Annotated in this window: 25 protein-coding genes; 12 read left to right on the forward strand and 13 right to left on the reverse strand. The window is 71.8% G+C overall.

The genetic code is table 11. The annotated features are described in order from the left end of the window. Nucleotides 1-101: 101 nt before the first annotated feature. The 3 genes from OG978_RS10920 to OG978_RS10930 all read right to left on the reverse strand — a co-directional run bounded on the left by OG978_RS10920 (nt 102) and on the right by OG978_RS10930 (nt 2,077). Nucleotides 102-290 carry a hypothetical protein gene (locus OG978_RS10920; protein WP_326765011.1) on the reverse strand — a complete coding sequence of 63 codons (189 nt, stop codon included), beginning with the start codon at nt 288-290 and terminating at the stop codon, nt 102-104. A gap of 171 nt (nt 291-461) precedes the next feature. Beyond that, entirely contained in the window at nt 462-1,697 is a 1,236-nt protein-coding gene (locus tag OG978_RS10925) for an IS110 family transposase (protein ID WP_326763311.1), read from the reverse strand. Between the two features lie 191 nt (nt 1,698-1,888). Further along, entirely contained in the window at nt 1,889-2,077 is a 189-nt protein-coding gene (locus OG978_RS10930) for a hypothetical protein (protein WP_326765012.1), read from the reverse strand. Between the two features lie 53 nt (nt 2,078-2,130). Between OG978_RS10930 and OG978_RS10935 the strand changes: the two genes are divergently transcribed. Continuing rightward, on the forward strand, nt 2,131-2,970 hold the full coding sequence (locus OG978_RS10935) for a PP2C family protein-serine/threonine phosphatase (RefSeq protein WP_326765013.1): 840 nt from the start codon (nt 2,131-2,133) through the stop codon (nt 2,968-2,970). 266 nt (nt 2,971-3,236) lie between these two features. Further along, nucleotides 3,237-3,881 (forward strand): hypothetical protein, encoded by a 645-nt coding sequence (locus OG978_RS10940; RefSeq protein ID WP_326765014.1) that lies wholly within the window; start codon nt 3,237-3,239, stop codon nt 3,879-3,881. Here OG978_RS10940 and OG978_RS10945 read toward each other — a convergent pair. Continuing rightward, a complete protein-coding gene (locus tag OG978_RS10945; protein ID WP_326765015.1) occupies nt 3,862-4,203 on the reverse strand; it encodes a chorismate mutase in 342 nt (113 codons plus the stop codon). The genes OG978_RS10940 and OG978_RS10945 overlap by 20 nt on opposite strands. Before the next feature lie 11 nt (nt 4,204-4,214). Then, the gene (locus OG978_RS10950; RefSeq protein ID WP_326765016.1) at nt 4,215-5,108 is read right to left on the reverse strand and encodes a helix-turn-helix domain-containing protein; all 894 of its coding nucleotides are present in this window, start codon (nt 5,106-5,108) and stop codon (nt 4,215-4,217) included. A 227-nt stretch (nt 5,109-5,335) separates the two neighbouring features. Between OG978_RS10950 and OG978_RS10955 the strand changes: the two genes are divergently transcribed. Then, a complete protein-coding gene (locus OG978_RS10955) occupies nt 5,336-7,141 on the forward strand; it encodes a glycoside hydrolase family 35 protein (RefSeq protein WP_326765017.1) in 1,806 nt (601 codons plus the stop codon). Between the two features lie 24 nt (nt 7,142-7,165). On the opposite strand, the gene OG978_RS10960 is transcribed toward OG978_RS10955, so the two are convergent. Beyond that, entirely contained in the window at nt 7,166-7,942 is a 777-nt protein-coding gene (locus OG978_RS10960) for a S1 family peptidase (protein ID WP_326765018.1), read from the reverse strand. A gap of 242 nt (nt 7,943-8,184) precedes the next feature. On the opposite strand from OG978_RS10960, the gene OG978_RS10965 reads away from it, so the two are divergent. Next, complete coding sequence (locus tag OG978_RS10965) at nt 8,185-9,093, forward strand: hypothetical protein (RefSeq protein ID WP_326765019.1); 909 nt, start codon at nt 8,185-8,187, stop codon at nt 9,091-9,093. Nucleotides 9,094-9,218: 125 nt separating this feature from the next. After that, nucleotides 9,219-10,391, forward strand: a complete 1,173-nt coding sequence (locus OG978_RS10970) for a hypothetical protein (protein ID WP_326765020.1) — start codon at nt 9,219-9,221, stop codon at nt 10,389-10,391. Nucleotides 10,392-10,474: 83 nt separating this feature from the next. On the opposite strand, the gene OG978_RS10975 is transcribed toward OG978_RS10970, so the two are convergent. After that, the gene (locus OG978_RS10975) at nt 10,475-11,386 is read right to left on the reverse strand and encodes an SDR family oxidoreductase (protein ID WP_326765021.1); all 912 of its coding nucleotides are present in this window, start codon (nt 11,384-11,386) and stop codon (nt 10,475-10,477) included. 86 nt (nt 11,387-11,472) lie between these two features. Between OG978_RS10975 and OG978_RS10980 the strand changes: the two genes are divergently transcribed. From OG978_RS10980 to OG978_RS10995, 4 genes are read left to right on the forward strand one after another with little or no spacing between them, the layout of a single operon-like run. Continuing rightward, nucleotides 11,473-12,216, forward strand: coding sequence for an enoyl-CoA hydratase family protein (locus tag OG978_RS10980; protein ID WP_326765022.1), 744 nt, complete (start codon nt 11,473-11,475; stop codon nt 12,214-12,216). Between the two features lie 9 nt (nt 12,217-12,225). Beyond that, nucleotides 12,226-13,095, forward strand: coding sequence for a CoA transferase subunit A (locus tag OG978_RS10985; protein WP_326769992.1), 870 nt, complete (start codon nt 12,226-12,228; stop codon nt 13,093-13,095). Continuing rightward, on the forward strand, nt 13,092-13,853 hold the full coding sequence (locus OG978_RS10990; protein WP_326765023.1) for a CoA-transferase subunit beta: 762 nt from the start codon (nt 13,092-13,094) through the stop codon (nt 13,851-13,853). Before OG978_RS10985 ends, OG978_RS10990 begins: the two co-directional genes overlap by 4 nt. After that, nucleotides 13,853-14,914: an NAD(P)H-dependent flavin oxidoreductase gene (locus OG978_RS10995; protein WP_326765024.1), complete on the forward strand. Its 1,062-nt coding sequence runs from the start codon at nt 13,853-13,855 to the stop codon at nt 14,912-14,914. Before OG978_RS10990 ends, OG978_RS10995 begins: the two co-directional genes overlap by 1 nt. Nucleotides 14,915-15,029: 115 nt before the next feature. On the opposite strand, the gene OG978_RS11000 is transcribed toward OG978_RS10995, so the two are convergent. The 5 genes from OG978_RS11000 to OG978_RS11020 all read right to left on the reverse strand — a co-directional run bounded on the left by OG978_RS11000 (nt 15,030) and on the right by OG978_RS11020 (nt 20,068). Further along, nucleotides 15,030-16,694 (reverse strand): DEAD/DEAH box helicase, encoded by a 1,665-nt coding sequence (locus OG978_RS11000; RefSeq protein ID WP_326765025.1) that lies wholly within the window; start codon nt 16,692-16,694, stop codon nt 15,030-15,032. Between the two features lie 195 nt (nt 16,695-16,889). After that, entirely contained in the window at nt 16,890-17,093 is a 204-nt protein-coding gene (locus tag OG978_RS11005) for a cold-shock protein (RefSeq protein WP_003969786.1), read from the reverse strand. A gap of 337 nt (nt 17,094-17,430) precedes the next feature. Beyond that, nucleotides 17,431-18,588, reverse strand: a complete 1,158-nt coding sequence (locus OG978_RS11010; RefSeq protein WP_326765026.1) for an acetyl-CoA C-acetyltransferase — start codon at nt 18,586-18,588, stop codon at nt 17,431-17,433. Nucleotides 18,589-18,619: 31 nt separating this feature from the next. Beyond that, nucleotides 18,620-19,231, reverse strand: a complete 612-nt coding sequence (locus tag OG978_RS11015) for a TetR/AcrR family transcriptional regulator (protein WP_326765027.1) — start codon at nt 19,229-19,231, stop codon at nt 18,620-18,622. Between the two features lie 54 nt (nt 19,232-19,285). Then, nucleotides 19,286-20,068, reverse strand: a complete 783-nt coding sequence (locus OG978_RS11020) for an SDR family oxidoreductase (protein WP_326765028.1) — start codon at nt 20,066-20,068, stop codon at nt 19,286-19,288. Nucleotides 20,069-20,162: 94 nt separating this feature from the next. On the opposite strand from OG978_RS11020, the gene OG978_RS11025 reads away from it, so the two are divergent. From OG978_RS11025 to OG978_RS11035, 3 genes are read left to right on the forward strand one after another with little or no spacing between them, the layout of a single operon-like run. Further along, complete coding sequence (locus OG978_RS11025) at nt 20,163-21,038, forward strand: enoyl-CoA hydratase (protein ID WP_326765029.1); 876 nt, start codon at nt 20,163-20,165, stop codon at nt 21,036-21,038. Continuing rightward, nucleotides 21,038-22,183: an acyl-CoA dehydrogenase family protein gene (locus OG978_RS11030; protein WP_326765030.1), complete on the forward strand. Its 1,146-nt coding sequence runs from the start codon at nt 21,038-21,040 to the stop codon at nt 22,181-22,183. The genes OG978_RS11025 and OG978_RS11030 overlap by 1 nt, the downstream gene beginning before the upstream one ends. Beyond that, nucleotides 22,183-23,220 carry an acyl-CoA dehydrogenase family protein gene (locus OG978_RS11035; RefSeq protein WP_326765031.1) on the forward strand — a complete coding sequence of 346 codons (1,038 nt, stop codon included), beginning with the start codon at nt 22,183-22,185 and terminating at the stop codon, nt 23,218-23,220. The genes OG978_RS11030 and OG978_RS11035 overlap by 1 nt, the downstream gene beginning before the upstream one ends. Here OG978_RS11035 and OG978_RS11040 read toward each other — a convergent pair. Further along, entirely contained in the window at nt 23,200-23,706 is a 507-nt protein-coding gene (locus OG978_RS11040) for a pyridoxamine 5'-phosphate oxidase family protein (protein WP_326765032.1), read from the reverse strand. The genes OG978_RS11035 and OG978_RS11040 overlap by 21 nt on opposite strands. Nucleotides 23,707-23,712: the final 6 nt, after the last annotated feature.

Genomic DNA, 23,712 nt, shown 5'->3' on the forward strand with positions numbered 1-23,712 from the left:
GTCCATGCTGCCGTACGCGGTGGGCGGGCCGCAGGCGGGTTCTCCCACGGCTGAGCGGTTGTGGGGCGGGAGGGTTCGGGGTTCTCCGCGGGCGGGGGCTGTCACTCGTGGTCGCCGCGGAAGGTTCGGTATTCGTCTTTCATGAGGTCCCAGGAGGTCCGGTACCGGACGGCTCCGGGGAGCCAGTGGGCGAGGTACCAGGCCTCCCATTCGCCGTCGGGTGTGATGACCCGTGGGTTGAGCAGGTGGACGTCGCCTGCTCCGGGGGGTGCCCCTATCTGTTTCGTCAACCCTGTCAGGGTCGGTTCGTGGGAGTTGGTGCTGGTTTTTGGGAACGTCCCGCGAAGCGGGACGTTCCCGGCGGATCGGGTGCCTGATGGGCAGCCCGGTGGCCGGCACGGCGGGGGTGGCCGTGCCGGTGCGCGCGTGATGGGGTCAGGAAGGGAGGGGCGGTGGTGCTGTCAGGCCGCGAGGCCGATGTCGCCGGGGGTTCGTGGTTCGTAGAGGGCCCCGGTGCGGATCATTGCGTGGATGACGTTCACACGTTGGCGGGCCAGGCGGAGGATCGCTTGGGTGTGGGTCTTGCCGCGTGCGCGTTGACGGTCGTAGTAGGTGCGGGAGGAGCGGTCGGATTTGCAGCCGATCGCGGCGAACGCGGCCTGGAAGAGGGCGCGTTTGAGGAGTCGGTTGCCGCGGTGGGGTGCGTGCTCGCCACGGATGGAGGTGCCCGAGGACTTGGTGGCGGGGGCGAGTCCGGCGTAGGAGGCGAGGTGTCCTGCGGTGGGGAAGGTGGTGCCGTCGCCGATGGCGACGATCACGGCGGCGGTGGTCCTGACGCCCATGCCGGGCATGGAGGTCAGGAGGTGGAAAAGAGGGAGGGCCTCCAGCAGGGCGGCGATCTCCTGCTCGGCCTGGCGGCGCTGGGTGTGGGCGGCGGCGAGCTGGGCGGCAAGTCCGGGCACGATCAGCGCGCTGGCCTCGGTGCCGGGCACGATGACGGTCTGCTCGGCAAGCGCGTCGAAGATCTCCGCGGTGAGGTGGTGGGCCTTGCGCGAGCCGTGCGCCTTGAGCAGGGCCTCGCAGCGGGCGTGGCCCAGTTTCTTCAGCCTGGCCGGGGAGCCGTGCCGTTCAAGGAGGGCCAGGATGTAGGGGTAGCCCAGCCGGGGGCCGACCACCCGCTCCAGGGTGGGATGGATCTGGGAGAGCAGGCCGCGCAGCCGGTTGGAGGTGCGGTTGACCTCGCCGGCCAGGTCGTTGTCGTAGCCGGTGAGCATGGTCAGCTCGGCCAGCTTCTCGTCGTCGCGGTCCACCGCGCGCAGGGTGTGCGGCATGGTCCGGGCGGTGTCGGCGATGACGAAGGCGTCGCGGGCGTCGGTCTTGGCTTCGCCCGGGTAGAGGTCGGCGGCCCGGCGCATCGAGAGTCCCGGCAGGTAAGCGACCCGGCAGCCGGTCGCGCGGGCCACGGTCAGTGGCAGCGCGCCGATGTTGGCGACCTGGTCCACGATCACCAGGACGGTGCCGAACTTGGCCCTGAGCTTGTCGAACAACTCCCGCAGGCGGGCCTCGGTGTTGGGCAGCTTCTTGTCGTGGACGGTCTTGCCCTGCCCGGTCAGGCCGCGGGCGTGGTGGAACTCCTTGCCCAGGTCCAGGCCGAGGAACAGACCTATGCCGGAGATATCGATGACGGTGTCGGCCATGCGCGATGCCCCTCTTCGGTCGTGCCTTTCGCATCCGTCCCGGCCGTCCCTGCGGCACCACACGCCGGCAACCACGTTACGCAGACATCCCGCCCGTGAAGAGGTCCGGCGTTGCACCGGACCAGGCAGTCGTCAGGCCCCTCATCAGCGGTCAAGCGGTGCCCCGAAGCCCGGCGGCAACACCCCCCAGGTCATCGACTTCGACAGGGGGCACACAGCCATACCGGACCCGGGGGCCAGGCGCCCCATTTCGGGGCCACAGAAAAGGTAACGGGGTGGCTGATCTTGAGCATGTCGCTCAGGTACTTGGTCCGGATGGCCCAGCTCTGCTGCTCGTCGCCATGGACGAAGTACTCCTCGTCGGGAACGTCGTCCGGCATGGCTGAACGGTACGAGAGGCCACCGACAACGGTTCTGGCAGAATGCGCGGCTGATGAGCGAGACCACGGACTGTGTTTTGTGCGGCGGAACAGTCGCTCCTGATGGCTACTGCTGGGACTGCGGTGCCGCCCAGCCGTCGTTCCGTTCGCGGGTGGAGATCACGACGGGCAGTGGTGCGGCGGGGGTCGGCGACCGGGGCAGGCACCGGGGTGTCAACGCGGACGCGATGGCGCTGACCATGGTCGGCGGCTGGACGGCCGCTGTCGTGTGCGACGGGGTGTCCATGTCGCCGCGGTCGGAACGGGCGGCCCGGGTCGCGGCCGAGGTCGGGCTGAACGTACTGGTGGCGCGGTTGCGGGAGGGTGTGCTGCCGGAGAGTGCGCTCGGCGATGCGGCCGTGCGTGCGGGGCGCGCCGTCGTCGGGCTGGCGGCGTCGGTGGATGCGGCGCCGGCCTGTACGTTCGTCGCGGGCATCGCAGGTCCGGAGGGCGTCTGGAGTGTCTGGATCGGTGACAGCCGTGCCTACTGGCTGCCCGACGAGGGGCCGGGGATGGCACTGACCGAGGACGACACGGGCGAGCACGAGGCGCTCTCCGCGTGGCTGGGGGCCGATGCCGGTGATCCGGCACCGCGTGTCCGGAGCTACCGGCCCTCGGTGCCCGGCCGACTGCTGCTGTGTACCGATGGGCTGTGGCGTTATCTGCCCGGTGCCGCCGCGCTGCGGGCTGTGCTCGACCGCAGTCCGGCCGGTGGTGGCGTTCCGGAGGAGGCGCGGTCGCTGGTGGGGTATGCCCTGGAGGCGGGCGGGCACGACAACGTGACGGTGGTGCTCGTCCCCGTCGTGCCCGGCCCGCCGGGTGTGCCGGTGGCCGGGACTGTGGACGAGCCGTAGCAGGGCTGTGCAACCGTACGGGTTGCTGTCGCGTCCCGCGTTGCGACGGGCGCTGAGCCCGGTGCCGGGCGGGAGCGTCGGAGCGATGGCGGATGGGGCGGGCAGTGTCCGAAGCGGTGCAGGGGGCGCACGGGGTGCAGGGGGTCGCCGGTCGGGGTGGCGGGGGCTCGTGCGGTGAGCGGCGGTGGGTTGTGGGGGTCGCGCCGTGGGGTGTGGCCGCCGGTGCGGTCGCCTGGTGTCTCGCGGGGAGTTGGCGGGCCGCTCACATGGCGAACTATCCCTGGAACGTCTGGACGCCGATCGGTTACGGGGCGGTCAAGGGGGTGTTCCTGGGTTTGCTGGCGGGTTGGTGTGCCGTGGTGGTGCTTCGGGTCGTCCCGGTGGCCTGGTGGAGGGAGGGCGTCGGGGTGGCGGCGGGGCGGTTCGCGGGGCTCGTGTTCGCCGGGGGGCTGGTGGGTGGTCTGGTTCCGGGGACCGTGCGGGATTTCTTGGGTGAGCCGCAGCCGCGGACCCTGTACTACTTCGACGGGCCGAGGCCGGAATCGGAGTGGTACTGGCGGCCGTTGCTGTCCGAGTGGCTGACGTTCACGGTGCTGCCGGCGTTCGGTTGTGCGGTGCTGCTGGCCGTGGGTGCTCTGGTGTCGGTCCGGTGCTCGCGCCGTGAGCGGTTCGGCTGGGTGGTGCCGGCCCTGGTGGGGGTGGGTCTGCTGTTCCTCCCCGACCGGGCGGCTGCCGGGGTGCCCGAACCCGTGGGCAATGGTGATCACGTCAATGAGTCGGCGGGGGCCGGGCTCGTCGTGCTGGCCACGGGGCTCGGGCTGCTGGTGAGTGCGTGGGTGGTGTGGTCGAGGCGCAGGCCGCGTCGGTCGGCGGGGCCTCGGCCTCCGGCGCTCACACCTCCCGGCCAGTAGCCTTCGCGTTCGTCGCCGATTCCTCCGCGATCCGTTCGTGGTGACGGATGACCTCCGCCACGATGAAGTTCAGCAGCTTCTCGGCGAAGGCCGGGTCCAGGTGCGCGCTCTCCGCGAGCTGCCTCAGCCGTTCGATCTGCCTGCTCTCGCGGGCCGGGTCGGCCGGGGGGAGCTGGTGGGCGGCCTTGAGGTGGCCGACCTGCTGGGTGCACTTGAAGCGCTCGGCGAGCATATGGACAACAGCGGCGTCAATGTTGTCGATGCTCTCGCGCAGCCGGTTCAGTTCCGCGCTCACGGACTCGTCGATGTCCCTGGTGGTCATGGTCAGCGAGCTTAGACGGCCGGGCCCAGCGGGGTGATCGTCGGTGGGTGCTCCGGGTCCGGAACCTGGTCGCTCCAGCCGCCGGGCACGTTGCGGCCCTGCTGTTCGCGGAAGCGGACCGGGGCGGCGCCGACCCGGCGGGCGAAGAGGCGGGAGAAGTACGCCGGGTCGTCGTAGCCGACGCGTCGGGCGACAGCGGCGACCGGCAGGTCAGTGGCGGCGAGGAGCTCCTTGGCGCGGCCGAGCCGGATGCCGAGGAGGTAGTCCTTGGGGCTGCACCCGGCGCCCCGGCGTACCGCCGTGCGCAGTTCGGCGGGGGTCATGCTGTGCCGTGCCGCGTGCTCGGCGACGGACAGTGGCTGGAAGGCGTCGCGGGCGAGGGCCTGGAGTACGGGGTCGCCGTCGGGGCTGACATCGGCGCGGGCCCGGCGCAGGGCGACGAGGAGTTCATGGACGGCGGCGCCGGTCTCGACCTCCAGCAGCGGGTTGCCGCGCCGTGCCGCGCGTACGATGCGTCCGATCGCGGAGCGTGGGCCCGCCGTGTCGGCGAGCGGGACGAGCGGGCGGTCGGGCTCGATGTAGCCGAGTTCGGTGTAGGTGGCGGTGGCGGGGCCGGTGAAGTCGACGAAGCTCTCGTCCCAGCCGGTGCCCGGGTCGGCGCCGTAGTGGTGCGGGGTGCCGGGTGTGAGCCAGATCAGGCTGGGTGCGGTGACGCGTACCCGGCGGCCGTCGGGGTTGGTGAACCAGCCGCTGCCGGAGTTGATGACGACGGCCACGTGGTGGTCCAGGGTGCGGGGGCCGACGGTCGGCAGTGCGCCGTGCTGGAGTCCCACGCCCAGGCAGACGAGGCCCAGCCGGTGGTGGAGCGGGCTGGGAGTGAAGAAACGCATCCAGGTGTGGTACATCGGCCTTCCTTCCTCCCCTTTCGTTGCGCTGGTCCGATTTCTTTTCGCTGGTCCGAACAATTGTGTCCAAACAGCAGTGATCTTTGTCCATGGACCGGCCGGGCGCCAGGGGGCGAAGGTGGGTGGCAACATTCCTCCCGGGTTCGCCCGCTCCGTGGTGCGTGCTGTCGTACGGGCCCGGGCCGTGCGGTTCCGGGGGACCGCACGCACAGGAGAGTACGAGCACGATGGCTGACTTCACCGTGGGGGACGACCACTTCCGGCTCGACGGAAAGCCCGTACGGCTGCTGTCGGGGGCCCTGCATTACTTCCGGGTTCATGAGGCGCAGTGGGATCACCGGCTGTCGATGCTGCGCGCCATGGGTCTCAATTGTGTCGAGACGTATGTGCCGTGGAATCTGCATGAGCCGCAGCCCGGCCGGTTCCGGGATGTGGCGGCGCTCGGCCGGTTCCTGGACGCGGCGCAGCGGGCCGGGCTGTGGGCGATCGTCCGGCCGGGGCCGTACATCTGTGCCGAGTGGGAGAACGGTGGTCTGCCGGTCTGGGTGACGGGGCGGTTCGGTCGGCGGGTGCGGTCCCGTGACGCGGAGTACCTGGGTGCCGTGGAGCGGTGGTTCACGGCGTTGCTGCCGCAGGTGGTGCAGCGGCAGATCGGGCGCGGCGGGCCGGTGATCATGGTCCAGGCGGAGAACGAGTACGGGAGCTACGGCTCCGATCAGGTCTACCTCCAGCGGGTGGCCGGGATGCTGCGTGAGCGCGGGGTGACCGTGCCGCTGTTCACGTCCGACGGGCCGGAGGACCACATGCTCACGGGCGGTTCCGTGCCGGGGCTGCTGGCCACGGCGAACTTCGGGTCGGGTGCGCGGGAGGCGTTCGAGGTGCTGCGCCGCCATCAGCCGAAGGGGCCGCTGATGTGCATGGAGTTCTGGTGCGGGTGGTTCGAGCACTGGGGTGCCGAGCCGATCGTGCGGAAGCCGGCGCAGGCCACCGAGGCGCTGCGGGAGATCCTGGAGTGCGGGGCGTCGGTGAACATCTACATGGCGCACGGGGGGACGAACTTCGCCGGGTGGGCGGGGGCGAACCGGTCCGGTCCGATCCAGGACCAGGACTTCCTGCCGACGGTGACGTCGTACGACTACGACGCGCCGATCGACGAGTACGGCCGTCCCACGGAGAAGTTCCGGCTGTTCCGCGAGGTGCTCGCCGAGTACGCGGACGGGCCGCTTCCGGAGTTGCCGCCCGAGCCGGTCGGGCTTGCGGTTCCGGTGCGGGCCGAGCTGACGGACTGGGCGCCGCTGAATGCCGTGCTGGACGCGCTGGGTGACGAGGAGGCGGCGCCGTCCGGTGTTCCGCCGACCTTCGAGGAGCTGGGTGTCGACCGGGGTCTGGTGCGCTACCAGGTGGCTGTGCCCGGTCCGCGCCGGCCCTACGAGCTGAGTGTGGCGGGGCTCCGGGACCGGGCCGTGGTGTATGTGGACGGGGTCCGGGAGGGTGTGCTGACCGAGGAGAACTGCACCCTGGACGAGCCGGTGGCCGGGCCTGCGGAGGTCGAGCTGTGGGTGGAGTCGCTGGGCCGGGTCAATTACGGGCCGCGGCTCGGTGAGCCCAAGGGGATCACGGGCGGGGTGCGGCACGAGCGGCAGTTCCTGCACGGGGTGCGGGCGCGGGCGCTGCGGCTGGAGGCGTTCGAGGAGCCGGACGCGCTGGCCGGGGTGGCGTTCGGCAGTGCCGAGGGGGCCGGGCCCACCGGGCTGTTCCGGGGGACGTTCGAGGTCTCCGGGGCGGCCGGCACCGGGCATGCGGGGCTCGAACTGCCGGGCTGGACGCGTGGGTTCGTCTGGGTGAACGGCTTCTGCCTGGGGCGCTACTGGTCGTTGGGCGCGCAGCGGACTCTGTACGTGCCGGGGCCGGTGCTGCGGGAGGGTGTCAACGAGGTGTGGGTGCTGGAGCTGGAGGGCGCGGGCGCGCCGTACGCGGAGCTGGGCCCGGGGGTGCCTGTCCGGACGGGCACCCCCGGGGATGTTCAGGTGTGATTCAGGAACCGGCCGGGGCCGGGGTCAGAGCGTGGCTGCCGCGGACGCGATGTCGGTGGCGAACGTCGAGACCTCGCTGTACACGCCGGGGTAGCCGGGCTCGGCGCAGCCCTGGCCCCAGCTGACGATGCCCACCTGGATCCAGGCTCCGGCGTTGTCCTTGCGGAACATGGGGCCGCCGGAGTCGCCCTGGCAGGTGTCGACGCCGCCGGTGTCGAGCAGTCCGGCGCAGATCTCCTCACCGGGGATGAGGCTGCTGCCGTACGCGGCCTGGCAGTCGGCGTCGGAGACGAAGGGCACGGAGGCCTTGAGCAGGTAGCGCTGCTGGGCGCCGCCCTCGCTGGCGGCGCCCCAGCCTGCGATGGTGAAGTCGCCGTTGTTGTACGAGGTGTTGGTGGCGATCTTCAGGGTCGGCAGGTCGATGGGCTTGGCGAGCTTGATGAGCGCCCAGTCCTTGCCCGCGCCGTCGTAGCCGGGGGCCTGGAGGACCTCGGTGGACTTGACCTTGATCGCGCTGGAGGACTGCAGGTCGACGACGCCCGCGGTGGCGGTGATGGAGGTGTTGTTGCCCGAGCCGTCCACGCAGTGCGCGGCGGTGAGAACGATGTCCTTGGCGTAGAGAGCGCCGCCGCAGCCCATCGAGAGCCGGACCATGAACGGGAATTCGCCCTGGGCGGCGCGGGTTCCGCCGACGACCGGCTGGGGGGCCGCGGAGGCCCCGGCGGGCTGGAGGCTGACAGCCGCGAGGACGACGGCGGCTATGACGGAACATCTCTTCACGGCACGCAGAAGCTGCTTCAAGAGACTGCCTTCTTTCGTGGGGGGTGCTTGTGGGGGGTACTTGTGGGGAGTGCCTGCGCCCGGGCCGGGTGCCGACCGTGTGCGGCACAGCACCGCACCGATAGTCATGCTCCCGACAAAGGCGTGGTTCGGATTATCGGGAAATGATCACGGCGCCCACAAGGTTCACTTTCCGGCCAAGATCACCCACGGCGTTCCGGCTACAGTGAAATCCGGTCGGGCCTCGCGGATGGGGGTGGGACGTGGCGGACGACGGCCGGAGCACCGGCAGTCCGGTGGTTCATGGATTCCCGCACCTCGAAACGGTCCGGTCCGCGATCACGGCGCTGTACCGGCGGCTGTCGTACGACGGTGTCCGCGGCTACGCCACGAGCCTCGCCCCCGTCGACGCCGCCTTCGACGACCAGGACGACCTGTATCTCGGCACCCAGCGGGTGGCGCGGGCGGTGGTCCAGCACCTGCATCTGCCGGACGCCCGCATGATCGTCGGCTTCCGGCCGATGGAGCACGCCGCCGGTGTCGAACTGGCCGCGGGCCCCGAGTACTTCGTCGAACTCAACGACCGTTTCCGCACCCACCGCAGGGACATCGGCGCCGCGCTCTCGCACGAGGTCACACATGTGCTGCTGCACCGCCTCGGCCTGGAGTTCCCCGGTACGCGCGACAACGAGATCCTCACCGACACCGTGACCACGTACCTGGGCGCGGGGTGGCTGCTGCTCGACGCCTTCCGCGAGGACCGGGTCTCCAGCCAGAAGCTCGGCTATCTCACCCCGGAGGAGTTCGGGTACGTCCTCGCCAAGCGGGCGCTGGCCTTCGACGAGGACCCGTCACCGTGGTTCACCAGCCCGCAGGCCTACACGGCCTACACGAAGGGACGGGCACAGGCCCTCCAGGACACCCGGCAGCCGCCGCTCACGGCGGCGGGCTGGGCGGGCCGCCGCCGTTACGCGAAGGACCGGCGGCACGCCCAGGACCATCCGGACGCCCCCGCGGCCCCCGGTGTTCCGTACACCTTCGAGGGCGGCCCGGACGGACTGCGGGTCTCCTTCGCGTGCCCGGCCTGCCACCAGCGCATCCGTGTTCCGGTACGCGGCCGGGTGCGGGCCCGGTGCGGGCTGTGCCGGACCGTCCTGGACTGCAGCACCTGAACCGCGCCGCCGCGGCAGCCCCGTGGCCCGGGTTCCTCCGCCGTACGGCCCGTCCGGCGGTGCCGACGGCCGCGTAACCTTCGGGGCGGACCGGGAACAGCCACGGGCGTGCGGGGGAGGACGGGATGACAGTCTCCGGGGTCGGTTGGGCGTGGCTTCTGGACGACGTCGTCCGCGTGATCCTCTCGTGGGACGAGGAGCCCGCCCTGGCGGCGCGTCGTCTCGACGATGTGCTCCGAAGGGTGACTCCGCACGAACTGATCCGGCTCGAATCGGGCTACCGAAGCCGGCACTACAGTCTCGGCGCAGTCGATCACGGTGCCCTGCCCGGTGATCAGGCGCCCGACGACGCGACGGCCGAGCGGCACGGCACGGCCGTGGCGGCCCTGATGTCGTTCGACCGGTCGGGATATCTGCGGGAGGCGGGCGTCGCACGCCTCGCCGGCACCGCGGACCCCTTCGCGGTGCCCTTCCTCCTGCTGCGGCTGAACGATCCGGTCGAGGAGGTGCGGGTTCTCGCGCAGGGCGCGGTGGCCGCACGGCTGGGTCCCGAACACGTGGAGCTCCTCGTCCAGCTTCTCCCCCTCATCGACGGTCTGCGCGGACGCCGCAGGCCCGGCCGGGTACTGACCGCGGTGGAGGACCTTCTCCACCGCGCCGGGACGGACGCGCTGTGGCGGGGTGCCCGGTCGGACGACCCCCTGATGCGCGGGAGTTGTCTGCGGTGGCTCGCCCGGACCGATCCGGTCACGGCCGTCGGGACCGCCTTCACGACCCGGGACCCCGCCCTGTGGCAGTGGGCAGCCCGCACCGCCACGTCCTCGCGGCTGACACCGGCCGAGCAGGACGCACTGCTTCCGCTCCTCGAAGGCAGCAGCAGCCCCCGCATACGCCTGCGGGCCCTGCGGGCCAGGGCCCGCAGCCCGCAGGGCGAGGCACAGGTGCGGCGGGCCGTGCTCGACCCGGACGCCCGGATCCGCTACCACGCCCGCGCCACGCTGTACGCCCGCGGGCACACGGATCTCGCGCCGCAGGTGTATCGCGACGCCCTGGCACCGGCTTCCGTCCCGGCCGCGACCGCCATCGGCGCGCTCGGCGGGCTGGCCGACCTGGGCAGCGCGTGCGACGTGCCTCGGATCCTGGACTTCACGGCCCACCCCAAGGCCCGCGTACGCGCCGAGGCCTGGCGGGCCCTGAGCATTCTGGACCCGCGGGAAGTGGGCCGGAGAGCCGACCGGCTGGGGGCCGACCCCAGCAACAAGGTGCGGCGCCATCTCCCGGGCCCGCGGGCGGAGTGACACCGGCCGGGCCGAAGTCCGCGAAGCCGCCCCCACTCGGCGTACCGCCGGGGCCCGTCCGGCGGATCAGGGCCGGACAGGCCCTACTCCGCCCCGTACACCGGCTGCGCCGGCTCCGCCTCCGACAGCAGCTTCCGTGCCGCCTCCCCCGCCTCCGCCGGCGCCCACCGGGCCCTGCGGTCCACGGAAGGACCCGGGCGCCAGCCCTCCATGACCGTGATCCGGCCGGCCTCCACCTCGAAGACCCGCCCGGTCACCCCGTCGCTCGCGGCCGAGCCGAGCCACACCACCAGCGGGGACACGTTCTCGGGGGCCATCGCGTCGAACTCCCCCTCCCCCGGTGCCGCCATCGCCTGCGCGAACGTCTGCTCGGTCATCCGGGTCCGGGCCGCCGGGGCGATCGCGTTGACCTGGACCCCGTACCGGCCCATTTCCGCGGCGGCGACCAGCGTGAGGCCGACGATCCCGGCCTTCGCGGCGGAGTAGTTGCCCTGGCCGACGCTGCCGAGCAGCCCCGCGCCGGAACCGGTGTTGATCACCCGGGCCGCCGGAGCGCGGCCCGCCTTCACCTCGGCCCGCCAGTACGCGGACGCATGCTTCAACGGCAGGAAGTGGCCCTTGAGATGGACCCGCATCACGGCGTCCCAGTCGTCCTCGTCCAGATTCACCAGCATCCGGTCGCGCAGGAATCCCGCGTTGTTGACCAGCGTGTCCAGCCGTCCGAAGGTCTCCAGCGCGGCCGCGACCAGTGAAACCGCCCCTTCGGTCGTGGCGATGTCGCCCCCGTGGGCGACCGCCTCGCCACCCGCCGCCACGATCTCGTCGACCACCTGCCGGGCCGGTCCGGACGAGCCGCCGTCGCCGCCGGGGCCGACCCCCAGATCGTTGACGACCACCTTCGCACCCTCGGCGGCGAAGGCGAGCGCATGGGCCCGGCCGAGCCCGCGCCCCGCACCCGTCACGATCACCACGCGGCCGTCGCACAGACCAGTCATCACTCGCCTCCTTGTTGGCGATGCGGGGGCAGGCTGCTACCTTCCACACCTAACAAATGTTTGGTGGGAAGGTAGCTGATTCGCTCATGGGTGTCTCCACCGCAAGTCCCGGCAAGGGCATCCGACTCGTCACGGTCGACCAGCCACCCGTCAACGCTCTGCCCGTGCAGGGCTGGTACGACCTCGCCGACGCACTCCGCGCGGCGGGCCGCGATCCCGAGGTCCGCTGTGTGGTGCTGGCCGCCGCCGGACGCGGATTCAACGCGGGCGTCGACATCAAGGAGATGCAGCGCGACACCGGGCACGACACCCTGATCGGCGCCAACCGCGGCTGCTACGAGGCGTTCGCCGCCGTGTACGAGTGCGAGGTCCCGGTCGTCGCCGCGGTGAACGGCTTCTGCCTCGGCGGCGGCATCGGCCTCGTCGGCAACGCGGACGCGATCGTGGCGAGCGACGACGCCACGTTCGGCCTGCCCGAACTGGACCGGGGCGCGCTCGGCGCGGCGACCCATCTGGCCCGGCTGGTGCCCCAGCATCTGATGCGCGCGCTCTACTACACCTCGCGCACCGCCACCGCCGCCGAACTGCACGCCCACGGCTCGGTCTGGAAGGTCGTACCGCGCGATGAACTCCTCGGTGCGGCACTGGAGCTGGCGGGCGAGATAGCCCGCAAGGACGGGTATCTGATCCGGCTGGCCAAGGCCGCCATCAACGGCATCGACCCGGTGGACGTACGCCGCAGCTACCGCTTCGAGCAGGGCTTCACCTTCGAGGCCAACCTCAGCGGCGTCGCCGGCCGCGTCCGCGAAACGTTCGGCAAGGAGGCCTGAGGCATGACCATGACCGACAAGACCATGACGGCCGACGACGTCGTCTCCCGGCTCAGCAGCGGGATGACGATCGGCATCGGCGGCTGGGGCTCACGCCGCAAACCCATGGCGCTGGTGCGGGCACTGCTCCGCTCCGGGATCACCGATCTCACCGTGGTCTCGTACGGCGGCCCCGACGTGGGTCTGCTCGCCGCAGCCGGCAGGATCCGGAAACTGGTCGCGGCGTTCGCCACCCTCGACTCGATCCCGCTCGAACCCCACTTCAGGGCGGCCCGCCAGCGCGGCGCGTTCGAACTGATGGAGATCGACGAGGCCATGTTCATGTGGGGGCTGCACGCCGCCGCGAACCGGCTGCCGTTCCTCCCCGTGCGCGCCGGGATCGGCTCCGACGTGATGCGGGTCAACCCGGGCCTGCGCACGGTCGTTTCGCCGTACGCGGACGGCGAGGAGTTCGTCGCGATGCCCGCACTGCGGATGGACGCCGCGCTGGTCCACATGAACCGCGCCGACCGGTTCGGCAACGGCCAGTACCTCGGCCCCGACCCGTACTTCGACGACCTCTTCTGCGAGGCCGCGGACACCGCGTACGTGTCCTGCGAACGCCTCGTGGAGACGGCCGAGCTGACCGGGAACGCCGCCCCGCAGACCCTCCTCGTCAAACGGCACTCCGTCACCGGTGTCGTCGAGACCCCGAACGGCGCGCACTTCACCTCCTGCGTGCCCGACCACCCGCGCGACGAGGCGTTCCAGAAGGCGTACGCGACCGCCGCCGCCGACCCCGACGCCTGGGCCGCCTTCAGCGAGCGCTTCCTGCCCGCCGGGGGCGACGAGAAGAGCTACCAGTCGGCCGTCCGGACCTGGCACGAGGAGCAGAAATGACCACGGAGAACCCGACCGTGAACACGACCGCGGCCACCCGGGCCGAGTACTGCGTGATCGCCTGCGCCGAGGCCTGGCGCGACAACGGCGAGGTGCTCGCCAGCCCCATGGGCATCGTCCCGTCCGTCGGCGCCCGGCTCGCCAGGCGCACCTTCTCGCCCGATCTGCTGCTCACCGACGGCGAGGCGCTGCTCGTCGGCCCGGACGGTACGACGGAGGGCTGGCTGCCCTACCGTCATCACCTCACCATGGTCACCGGCGGCAGGCGTCACGTGATGATGGGCGCGAGCCAGATCGACCGGTTCGGCAACCAGAACATCTCCTGCATCGGTGACTGGGAACAGCCGTCCCGCCAGCTGCTCGGCGTGCGCGGCGCCCCGGTCAACACCCTGAACAACCCGGTCAGTTACTGGGTTCCCAGGCACTCCCCCCGGGTCTTCGTCGAGCGCGTCGACATGATCTGCGGGGTCGGTTACGACAGTGCCGCGGCGGCCGGTCCGTCGGCGACCCGCTACCACCGCATCCCGCGCGTCGTGACCGATCTCTGCGTCCTCGACTTCGCGACCCCGGACCGTTCGATGCGCCTGGCCTCGCTGCACCCCGGCGTCACCGTCGACCAGGTCCGCGAGGCCACCGGTTTCGCGCTCACGGTCGCGGACGACGTCCCGTGCACCCGGGAGCCGACCGCCGAGGAACTGTCCCTGATCCGCGAGGTCATCGACCCGCGGGGCACCCTGAACCGCGAGGTCAGGGTCTGATGCGGACGGCGCTCACGGACCTCGTCGGCATCCGCCACCCCATCGTCCAGACCGGCATGGGCTGGGTCGCGGGCCCCCGTCTGGTCTCCGCCACGGCCCGGGCGGGCGCACTCGGCATCCTGGCCTCCGCGACGATGACCACCCAGCAGCTGCGGGCAGCGGTGCGGGAGGTCAGGTCCCGTACGGACGAGCCGTTCGGCGTCAATCTGCGCGCCGACGCGGGCGACGCGCGCGAGCGGGTACGGATCATCGTCGACGAGGGGGTGAAGGTCGCGTCCTTCGCGCTGGCCCCCTCGAAGGAGCTCATCGCCGAGCTGAAGGACGCGGGTGTGGTCGTGATCCCGTCGGTCGGCGCCAGGCGTCACGCCGAGAAGGTCGCGGCATGGGGCGCGGACGCGGTGATCGTGCAGGGCGGCGAAGGCGGCGGGCACACCGGCGAGGTGGCGACCAGCGTGCTGCTGCCCCAGGTGGTCGACGCCGTGGACATCCCGGTGGTCGCGGCGGGCGGCTTCCACGACGGCCGGGGCCTGGTCGCGGCGCTGGCGTACGGGGCGGCGGGCATCGCGATGGGTACCCGGTTCCTGCTGACGTCGGACTCGACCGTGCCGGACGCGGTGAAGGCCCGGTATCTGGCGGCGGGCGTCAAGGACATCACGGTCACCAGGGCGGTGGACGGGCTCCCGCACCGGATGCTGCGTACGGAGATGGTCGCCGCGCTGGAGAACGCGGGCCGGGTCCGGGCGTTGACCCGGGCGGTGCGCCGGGCGGCGGGCTTCCGGCGGATCTCCGGGACGGGCTGGTCCCGGATGGTGCGTGACGGTCTCGCGATGAAGCACGGCAAGGACCTGTCGTGGAGCCAGGTCCTGCTGGCGGCCAACACACCGATGCTCCTGAAGGCGTCCATGGTCGACGGCCGGACGGATCTGGGGGTGATGGCATCGGGCCAGGTGGCGGGCCTGATCGAGGATCTGCCCAGCTGCGCGGAGCTGGTGGAACGGGTGATGGCCGAGGCCCATGAGGCGCTGGGCGCGGTGACGCGCGCCATGGGCGCGGAGGTGTAGCTGCGGGTGCGGACAGGCGAGGGGCGCCCTGATCTCTCCGGGCGCCCCCGGGGCCTCTCGTTTGGATCAGGCCTGATCCAAACGAAAGACCCTCGCCGCGTGTCGGTGCGTACGGCTACGCGGCCCTGCGGCCGCGTCCCACCGCCGCGCCGCCGCGTCCGGCTCCGGAGCGCCCGGCACCGGCTCCGCGCGACTCGCCGTTGCCACGGCCGCCGCCCGAGCCCGCGCTGCGGGCAGCGCCGCCCGTACCCGCGGTGCGGGAGGCGCCGCCCGTGCCGCGGGCCTCGCCGCCGCCCTGTCCGGCACCACCGCGACGGCCCCGGCCGCGGCTGCCCGAGCGGAAGCCGGTGCCGCCCGCCGCGGCCCCGCCCGACCGCGTGCGCTGCTTCGGCGGGGTCGGCTGCGGGACCTCGACGACGATCGCGACACCGGACGGCTCACGGGCCCCGGTGATCCGGGTGAGCTCCTCGTCGCTGGACTTGATCCGGGTGGTCTTCGGGGCGATGCCCGCGTCGGCCATCAGCCGGGTCATGTCCCGCTTCTCCTCGGGCAGCACCAGGGTGACGACGCTGCCGGACTCCCCGGCGCGCGCGGTGCGCCCGCCGCGGTGGAGGTAGTCCTTGTGGTCGGTCGGCGGGTCCACGTTCACGACCAGGTCGAGGTCGTCGACGTGGATGCCGCGAGCCGCCACGTTCGTCGCCACGAGCGCGGTGACCTGGCCGTTCTTGAACTGGTCCAGGGTCCGGTTGCGCTGCGGCTGCGAGCGCCCGCCGTGCAGGGCGGCGGCCCGTACGCCGCTGGCGAGCAGCCGCTTGGCGAACCGGTCGGCGGCACGCTTGGTGTCGACGAACATGATCACCCGGCCGTCGCGGGCGGCGATCTTCGTGGCGACGGCCTTCTTGTCGGTCTCGTCGATCACATGGAGCACGTGGTGCTCCATGGTGGTGACGGCGCCGGCGGACGGATCGACCGAGTGCACGACGGGGTCGGTCAGGAACATCTTGACCAGCCGGTCGATGTTCTTGTCGAGCGTCGCGGAGAACAGCATCCGCTGGCCGTCCGGCTCGACCTGCTTGAGCAGGGCGACGACCTGCGGCATGAAGCCCATGTCGGCCATCTGGTCGGCCTCGTCGAGGACGGTGATGGCGACCTGGTCGAGGCGGCAGTCGCCGCGCTCGATGAGGTCCTTCAGCCGTCCGGGCGTGGCGACGAGCACCTCGGCGCCGCGGCGGAGCGTGCCGGACTGCTTGGTGATCGACATGCCGCCGACGACGGTGGCCAGGCGCAGGTTCACGGACGTCGCGTACGGCGTCAGCGCGTCGGTGACCTGCTGGGCGAGCTCGCGGGTCGGGACGAGGACGAGCGCCAGCGGCGCCTTCGGCTCGGCGCGCCGTCCGGCGGTGCGGGCCAGCAGGGCGAGGCCGAAGGCGAGGGTCTTGCCGGAGCCGGTGCGGCCGCGGCCGAGGATGTCCCGGCCGGCGAGCGAGTTCGGCAGGGTGGCGCCCTGGATCGGGAACGGATCGGTGACGCCCTGCGCGGCAAGGGTCTTCAGCAGGGCTGCGGGCATGTCCAGCTCGGCGAACGCCTCTACGGCGGGCAGTGCGGGGGTCATGGTTTCCGGCAGGGCGAATTCGCCCTGCGGCGGCGTGGCCCTGCGACGGGGCGACGCCTTGCCGGATCCCTTGCCGGAACCCTTAGCGGTTGCCTTTGCCGGGGCCGTGCCGCGCCCCCTCGACGGGCGGTTGCGGGCGGGTCGGTCCTGGCGTTCGGAGCGGGTCATACGGAATTGCCCTCCTGGGGGATTCCTGAGGAGTCCTGGGGATTCCTGAGAACTGCGTGGGACTGCGGGGAACTGCGGTGGGCTGCCGGGGCGCCGTGGGCGGGCGCGCTTGTTCCGGCATGTCCCGGGGACAGCACAAACCGGGACCCGCACCTTCACGGTGCGGGCCCCGGCTGCGAGGTACGCGTCCGGCAATTAGGCCGGGACGATGTTCTCCGCCTGCGGGCCCTTCTGGCCCTGCGTGACGTCGAAGGAGACCTTCTGGCCCTCCTGGAGCTCACGGAAGCCCGAGGTGGCGATGTTGGAGTAGTGGGCGAAGACGTCGGCGCCGCCGCCGTCCTGCTCGATGAAGCCGAAGCCCTTTTCCGAGTTGAACCACTTCACGGTTCCAGTAGCCATGTCATTCTCCTAAAAGAGGTGCAGTGCCGGAAATCCGCACTTTACGAATTTCAAGTCGCCGCATTGAGCCCCATCCGGAGAAAGCCGGAAAACAATAATGCGCCTGAGGAAGCATTCCCGTCAGGCGCACATAAAGTTCATGGGTACCAAAACTGCAACTCGGCAACCGTAGCACGTTCCGTCGGTCCGCGGTGGGAACACGCCGCGCGGCCGGTCGGCGGTCTTTGGCCCGGGCCCTTGCGGTAACTGGCCGGGAGGGGTTCGAAAGGCCGCCGGAATCCTTGTCGCGACGGGTGTCGGAGCGGCCCGGCGGCCGTGGTTCGGGACGGATCGGCGCTCAGAGCCGTTCGATGATCGTCACGTTCGCCTGGCCGCCGCCCTCGCACATGGTCTGCAGCCCGTAGCGGCCGCCGGTGCGTTCCAGTTCGTGCAGGAGTGTCGTCATCAATTTCGCTCCGGTTGCGCCGAGCGGGTGACCGAGGGCGATCCCGCCGCCGTTGACGTTGACCCGGTCGGGGTCGGCCCCGGTCTCCTTCAGCCAGGCCAGGACGACGGGGGCGAATGCCTCGTTGATCTCGACCAGGTCGATGTCGTCAATGGTCATTCCGGCTTTCTCGAGCGCGTACACGGTGGCCGGGATGGGTGCCGACAGCATGCGGATCGGGTCCTCGCCGCGTACCGAGAGGTGGTGGACGCGGGCGCGCGGGGTGAGGCCGTGCTCGGCCACGGCGCGCTCGGAGGCGATGAGCACGGCGGCGGCGCCGTCGGAGATCTGCGAGGAGCACGCGGCGGTGATCGTGCCGCCGTCCAGGACCGGCTTCAGCGCCGCCATCTTCTCCAGGGTGGTGTCGCGGCGCGGCCCCTCGTCGGTGGTGACGTCGCCGAGGGCGACGGTCTCGCGGGCGAAGCGGCCCTCGTCGATGGCGCGGATCGCGCGCCGGTGGGAGCGGAGCGCGAACTCCTCCATGTCCAGGCGGCCGATGCCCCACTTCTCGGCGATCAGTTGGGCGCCGTGGAACTGGTTGACCGGTGCGTCGCCGTACCGGGCGTGCCAGCCTTCGCTGCCCGCGTACGGGCCCTGCGTCAGCCCGAGGGGTTCGGCGGCCTGGCGGGAGGCGAAGGCGATGGGGATCTGCGTCATGGACTGGGTGCCGCCCGCGACGACCAGGTCCTGGGTGCCGGAGAGGACGCCCTGGGCGGCGAAGTGCAGGGCCTGCTGGGAGGAGCCGCACTGCCGGTCGATGGTCACGCCGGGGACCTCCTCGGGCAGTCCGGCCGCCAGCCAGCAGGTGCGGGCGATGTCACCGGCCTGCGGTCCGACGGTGTCGAGGCAGCCGAAGACCACGTCCTCCACGGCGGCCGGATCGATCCCGGTCCGTTCGACGAGGGCCTTGAGGACATGGGCGCCGAGGTCGGCGGGGTGGACGGCGCCGAGGCCGCCCCCGCGTCGGCCGACCGGGGTGCGTACCGCTTCGACTATGTATGCCTCGGCCATGACTGCTGCTCCTTGGTGAGCGCGGGTGGGGTCAGGTGTCGAGGGCGATGCCGTCCAGGACCATCGAGAGGTACTGGCGGGCGATCTCCTCGGGGCTGTGCAGTCCGCCCGGCCGGTACCAGGACGCGGCGACCCAGACGGTGTCGCGGACGAAGCGGTAGGTGAGGCGGATGTCGAGGTCGGCGCGGAAGCTGTGGTCGGCGACGCCGCGTTCCAGCGTGCCGAGCCAGGCCTTCTCGAACTTCTGCTGGGAGTCGGCGAGGTACTGGAAGCGCGGCTGCGCGGCCAGATGCCTGGACTCCTTCTGGTAGATGGCGACCGCGGCACGGTGCCGGTCGATCTCCCGGAAGGACTCGGTGACGAGCGCCTCGATGGTCTGCCTGGGGGGCAGCCCGGCGGCGAGCACCGTGTCGTACCCCGCCCAGAGTTCGGTGAGGAAGGTCGAGAGGATCTCGTCGATCATCGATTCCTTGGAATCGAAGTGGTAGTAGAGGCTGCCCGCGAGCATCCCGGCCTCGTCCGCGATCCTGCGGACGGTGGTGGCGTTGTATCCCTGGGCGGCGAAGACCTCGGCCGCGGTGGCGAGCAGTTCACGGCGCCGCTCGGGCGAGGGGGTCACCTGGGGCTTCTTCTTGGTAGGCACCCGACCATTCTCCGCCCGGCGGCCGCCGTCGCGGATGCCCCGGCCGTCGCACGGTCAGGCACGCTGACTGCTTACGGAGACGACCTCGCCGGTCAGGTACGAGGAGTAGTCGCTGGCGAGGAAGACGATGACGTTGGCGACCTCCCACGGCTCGGCGTACCGGCCGAAGGCCTCCTTCGCGGTCAGTTCGTCGAGCAGTTCGGCGGAGGTGACCTTCACCAGGTGCGGGTGCATGGCGAGGCTGGGCGCGACGGCGTTGACGCGTACGCCGTACTCGGCGGCCTCTATCGCGGCGCACCGGGTGAGCGCCATGACGCCCGCCTTCGCGGCGGCGTAGTGCGCCTGGCCGCTCTGGGCGCGCCAGCCGACGACGGAGGCGTTGTTGACGACGATGCCGCCGCGGCCCGCCGCCTTGAGGGAGCGCAGGGCGGCCCGGGTGCAGCGGAAGGTGCCGTTCAGGGTGACGTCGAGGACCTTGGTCCACTGTTCGTCGGTCATCTCGGTGAGTTCGGCGGTGCCGCCGAGTCCGGCGTTGTTGACGACGATGTCGAGGCCGCCGTGGGTCCGTTCGGCGAGTTCGAAGAGGGCCCGGACCTGGGTCTCGTCGGTGACGTCGCAGGGCAGTGCGGCGACGCGGTCCGCGCCGAACTCCTCGGCGAAGGCCTGCTCGGTCTCCTTCAGCCGGCGGGCGTGCGCGTCGCCGATGACGATGCGGGCGCCCTCCTCCAGGAATCGGCGGGCGGTGGCGCCGCCGATGCCGGCGCCCGCGGCCGCGGTGACGACGGCGGTGCGGCCGGCCAGCAGCCCGTGCCCGGATACGTACTGCGGTGCGCTCACGCCCGTACCTCCTCGGTCCCGGCCCTTCGGATCCTCGACGGTGCTCGTGCCCGTACGTTAACCTACCAAACACTTGTTAGGGAAGGATGAGCCGATGCCCTCTGCCCATGACCCCTCCGCCGCCGGCCACCGGGACGGCCCGGTGCTGTACGAGCGCCGCGGCCCGGTCGCGTACATCACCCTGAACCGCCCGCGCTACCGCAACGCCCAGAACTCGGCCATGACCTACGCCCTGGACGACGCGTTCTACCGGGCCGCCGAGGACTCCGAAGTCAAGGTGGCCGTGCTGGCGGGCGCCGGGGAGCACTTCTCGGCGGGCCATGACATCGGCACGCCCGAGCGCGACGCGCATCTGCCCTTCGAGCGCAGGGCGGGCCTGTGGTGGGACCACTCCGACAAGACCGGCGCGGAGAGCCGCTTCGCCCGCGAGTCGGAGGTCTATCTGGGCATGTGCCGGCGGTGGCGCGAGCTGCCGAAGCCGGTCATCGCCTCCGTCCAGGGCGCGTGCGTGGCCGGCGGGCTGATGCTCGCCTGGATCTGCGACCTGATCGTGGCGAGCGAGGACGCCTTCTTCGCCGATCCGGTGGTGCGGATGGGCATCCCCGGTGTCGAGTACTTCGCCCACCCGTGGGTGATGCCGCCCCGGATCGCGAAGGAGTTCCTGTACACCGGCGACCGGATGAGCGCCCGCCGGGCGTACGAGGTCGGCATGGTGAACAAGGTGGTGGAACGCGGCGAACTCGCCGATTCCACACATGAGTTGGCGCTGCGGATCGCCGCGATGCCGCGGCTCGGGCTGGCCCTCACCAAGCGCGCGGTCAATCAGGCCGAGGACCTCCAGGGGATGCACACCGGGATGGACTCCGTCTTCGGGCTGCACCACCTCGCCCATGCGCACAACGCCGAGACGGCGGCGGACCCGCTCGGCGGCATGGACATCGCCGCGATGAAGAAGAAGGCGGACGGCTGATGGATCTGTCGTGCACGGAACAGGAGGCGGCGTTCCGGGCCGAGGCGCGCAGGTGGCTGCGGGCCAACGTACCCGCCGCTCCGCTGCCGTCGCTGGAGACCGCCGCGGGCTTCGCCGCGCACCGGGAGTGGGAGGCGAGGCTGTACGCGGACCGCTGGTCGGTCGTCTCCTGGCCGGCCGAGTACGGCGGCCGGGGCGTCGACATCTTCCGGTGGCTGATCTTCGAGGAGGAGTACTACGCGGCGGGCGGCCCCGGCCGGGTCTCGCAGAACGGCATCAACCTCCTCGCCCCGACGCTCTTCGACCACGCCACGGACGAGCAGCGGGCCCGGGTCCTGCCGTCGATGGCGAGCGGTGAGGTGATCTGGGCGCAGGCGTGGTCCGAGCCGGAGTCGGGTTCGGACCTGGCCTCGCTGCGTTCGCGGGCGGTGCGCACGGACGGCGGCTGGCTGCTCTCGGGGCAGAAGACCTGGTCGTCCCGGGCCGCCTTCGCGGACCGGGCGTTCGGCATCTTCCGCACGGATCCCGGGGCGGCGAAGCCGCACCACGGGCTGACGTATCTGATGTTCGACCTGTCGGCGCCGGGGGTCTCGGTCCGGCCCATCGGGCGGCTCGACGGCAAGCCGGCCTTCGCCGAGCTGTTCCTGGACGAGGTGTTCGTACCGGACGAGGACGTCATCGGGGAGCCCGGCCAGGGCTGGCGTATCGCCATGTCGACAACGGGCAACGAGCGGGGGCTGACGCTCCGCTCCCCCGGCCGTTTCCTGGCCGCCGCCGACCGGCTGGCCGTGCTGTGGCGGACCCACGGCGACCCGTCGGACACGGCGATGCGGGACCGGGTGGCGGACGCGGTGATCGGAGCGCGCGCGTATCAGCTCTTCACCGCCGCCAACGCGTCCCGCTTCGCCGCCGGGGCGACCATCGGCGCGGAGTCCAGTCTGAACAAGGTGTTCTGGTCCGAGTACGACATCGCGCTGCACGAGAGCGCACTCGATCTGCTGGGCCCGGACGCGGAACTCGCCGAATCCGAGTGGGCCGAGGGGTATGTCTTCTCCCTCGCGGGCCCCATCTACGCCGGCACGAACGAGATCCAGCGCGACATCATCGCCGAGCGGCTGCTCGGCCTGCCGAAGGGACGGCGCTGATGCGTTTCCTCCTCGACGACGAGCAGCGGGAGTTCGCCCGCTCGCTGGATGCGATGCTGACCGCCTCGGACACGCCGTCGGTGGTACGGGCCTGGGCCGCCGGGGACCACGGACCCGGCATGGACCTGTGGGCGCGGCTGGCGGGAGCGGGCGTCTTCGCCCTCGCGGTACCGGAGGTGTACGAGGGTGTCGGCCCGCTGCCGGTCGAACTCGCGGTCGCCTTCACCGAGTTGGGGCGCCATGCGGTGCCGGGGCCGGTGGTGGAGACGGTCGCGGCCGCGGTGCTGCTGGCGGACGTGGGCGGCCCGGTGGCCAAGGAGTGGCTGCCCGGGCTGGCGTCGGGCGCGGCGTCGGCGACGCTCCGGATGGACGGGTACGGGCCGTACGCGCTGGACGCGGACGCCGTGGACGCGGTGTTCACGGTGACCGGTGACGAGCTGCGGCTCGCGCCCGGGCCCGGCGCGCTCAGCGTGTCGTCCGACCCGGCCCGGCGGCTGTGGCGCCCCGGGCCGGGCGGGGAACTGCTCGCATCGGGGGCCCGGGTGCCGGAGGCGGCGGTACGGGCCGCTCGGTGGGCGGCGTTCGCGACGGCCGCACAGGCTCTCGGCACGGGCGAGGCGCTGCTGCGGACCACGGTCGAATACGTGAAGCAGCGCACCCAGTTCGGTACGGCCATCGGCTCCTTCCAGGCGGTGAAGCACCGGCTGGCGGACACCCTGATCGGGCTGGAGTTCGCCCGTCCGCTGCTGTACGGAGCGGCGCTCGCGCTCGCCGGGGACGCGCCGGACGCCGGTGCGCAGGTGGCGGCGGCCAAGGTGACGGCGGGCGGGGCGGGGTACGCGGCGGCCGGGGCGGCGTTGCAGTTGCACGGTGCGGTGGGGTACACGCAGGAGCTGGACCTGGCGCTGTGGCTGCGGAAGGCACGGCCGCTGCGGGACGCGTGGGGGACGCCGGGGGCGTGCCGGGCGCGGGTGCTCGCCGACGGGCCGGCCGCACCCGCCGCCCGGCACCCCGGGTCAGGTGGTTTCGCTCAGTGAGCTGTCGTCGTTGCCCCTCCGGAAGCTGCGCAGCGGGTGACCGGGGCGCCATGCCTGGATGACCATGGTGTCGCCGCCTTCGAGCCCGGTGCGTACCACCTCGGTCAGCTCCGCCCGGAAGAGGTGGAAGGGTTCCGGCGGCTTCACCTCCTCGATGAAGCGGGCCAGCACGGCGGGGTCGGTCACCTCCACCGCGCGGCCGGAGATCCGGACGTCGCCGTCGGCCATCTCGGCGTCCGGTCCGGGGTTGGCCTGCACCGCGAACCGCGGATCGCGCATCAGGTCCAGCGCCTTGCGCGAGTTCGGCATCATGCCGAGCCACATCTCACCGAAGCGGAAGTCCACCTCCAGCCCGGTCACGCGAGGCGATCCGTCCTTGCGCAGGGTCGCCAGGACGTGGTGCTTGTACAGCTGGAAGCGGGTCCGGACGGTGTCGGCGAAGGCCGGCTCCGCCGACCGGAAATCTTCCCAGGAGCTCGATGTCATGCGTCC

Source organism: Streptomyces sp. NBC_01591 (assembly GCF_035918155.1).
Classification (GTDB): domain Bacteria; phylum Actinomycetota; class Actinomycetes; order Streptomycetales; family Streptomycetaceae; genus Streptomyces.

What these genes read in the sequence shown, in the direction of transcription:
- OG978_RS10970 (WP_326765020.1), top strand. Translation starts at nt 9,219, where the DNA reads ATGACAGTCTCCGGGGTCGGTTGGGCGTGGCTTCTGGACGACGTCGTC.
- OG978_RS10945 (WP_326765015.1), bottom strand. Translation starts at nt 4,203, where the DNA reads ATGACCACCAGGGACATCGACGAGTCCGTGAGCGCGGAACTGAACCGG.
- OG978_RS11010 (WP_326765026.1), bottom strand. Translation starts at nt 18,588, where the DNA reads ATGGCCGAGGCATACATAGTCGAAGCGGTACGCACCCCGGTCGGCCGA.
- OG978_RS11005 (WP_003969786.1), bottom strand. Translation starts at nt 17,093, where the DNA reads ATGGCTACTGGAACCGTGAAGTGGTTCAACTCGGAAAAGGGCTTCGGC.
- OG978_RS11040 (WP_326765032.1), bottom strand. Translation starts at nt 23,706, where the DNA reads ATGACATCGAGCTCCTGGGAAGATTTCCGGTCGGCGGAGCCGGCCTTC.
- OG978_RS10990 (WP_326765023.1), top strand. Translation starts at nt 13,092, where the DNA reads ATGACCACGGAGAACCCGACCGTGAACACGACCGCGGCCACCCGGGCC.
- OG978_RS11000 (WP_326765025.1), bottom strand. Translation starts at nt 16,694, where the DNA reads ATGACCCGCTCCGAACGCCAGGACCGACCCGCCCGCAACCGCCCGTCG.
- OG978_RS10925 (WP_326763311.1), bottom strand. Translation starts at nt 1,697, where the DNA reads ATGGCCGACACCGTCATCGATATCTCCGGCATAGGTCTGTTCCTCGGC.
- OG978_RS10935 (WP_326765013.1), top strand. Translation starts at nt 2,131, where the DNA reads ATGAGCGAGACCACGGACTGTGTTTTGTGCGGCGGAACAGTCGCTCCT.
- OG978_RS10940 (WP_326765014.1), top strand. Translation starts at nt 3,237, where the DNA reads ATGGCGAACTATCCCTGGAACGTCTGGACGCCGATCGGTTACGGGGCG.
- OG978_RS10975 (WP_326765021.1), bottom strand. Translation starts at nt 11,386, where the DNA reads ATGACTGGTCTGTGCGACGGCCGCGTGGTGATCGTGACGGGTGCGGGG.
- OG978_RS10995 (WP_326765024.1), top strand. Translation starts at nt 13,853, where the DNA reads ATGCGGACGGCGCTCACGGACCTCGTCGGCATCCGCCACCCCATCGTC.
- OG978_RS10985 (WP_326769992.1), top strand. Translation starts at nt 12,226, where the DNA reads ATGACCGACAAGACCATGACGGCCGACGACGTCGTCTCCCGGCTCAGC.
- OG978_RS10930 (WP_326765012.1), bottom strand. Translation starts at nt 2,077, where the DNA reads ATGCCGGACGACGTTCCCGACGAGGAGTACTTCGTCCATGGCGACGAG.
- OG978_RS10950 (WP_326765016.1), bottom strand. Translation starts at nt 5,108, where the DNA reads ATGTACCACACCTGGATGCGTTTCTTCACTCCCAGCCCGCTCCACCAC.
- OG978_RS11030 (WP_326765030.1), top strand. Translation starts at nt 21,038, where the DNA reads ATGGATCTGTCGTGCACGGAACAGGAGGCGGCGTTCCGGGCCGAGGCG.
- OG978_RS10980 (WP_326765022.1), top strand. Translation starts at nt 11,473, where the DNA reads ATGGGTGTCTCCACCGCAAGTCCCGGCAAGGGCATCCGACTCGTCACG.
- OG978_RS11035 (WP_326765031.1), top strand. Translation starts at nt 22,183, where the DNA reads ATGCGTTTCCTCCTCGACGACGAGCAGCGGGAGTTCGCCCGCTCGCTG.
- OG978_RS11025 (WP_326765029.1), top strand. Translation starts at nt 20,163, where the DNA reads ATGCCCTCTGCCCATGACCCCTCCGCCGCCGGCCACCGGGACGGCCCG.
- OG978_RS10955 (WP_326765017.1), top strand. Translation starts at nt 5,336, where the DNA reads ATGGCTGACTTCACCGTGGGGGACGACCACTTCCGGCTCGACGGAAAG.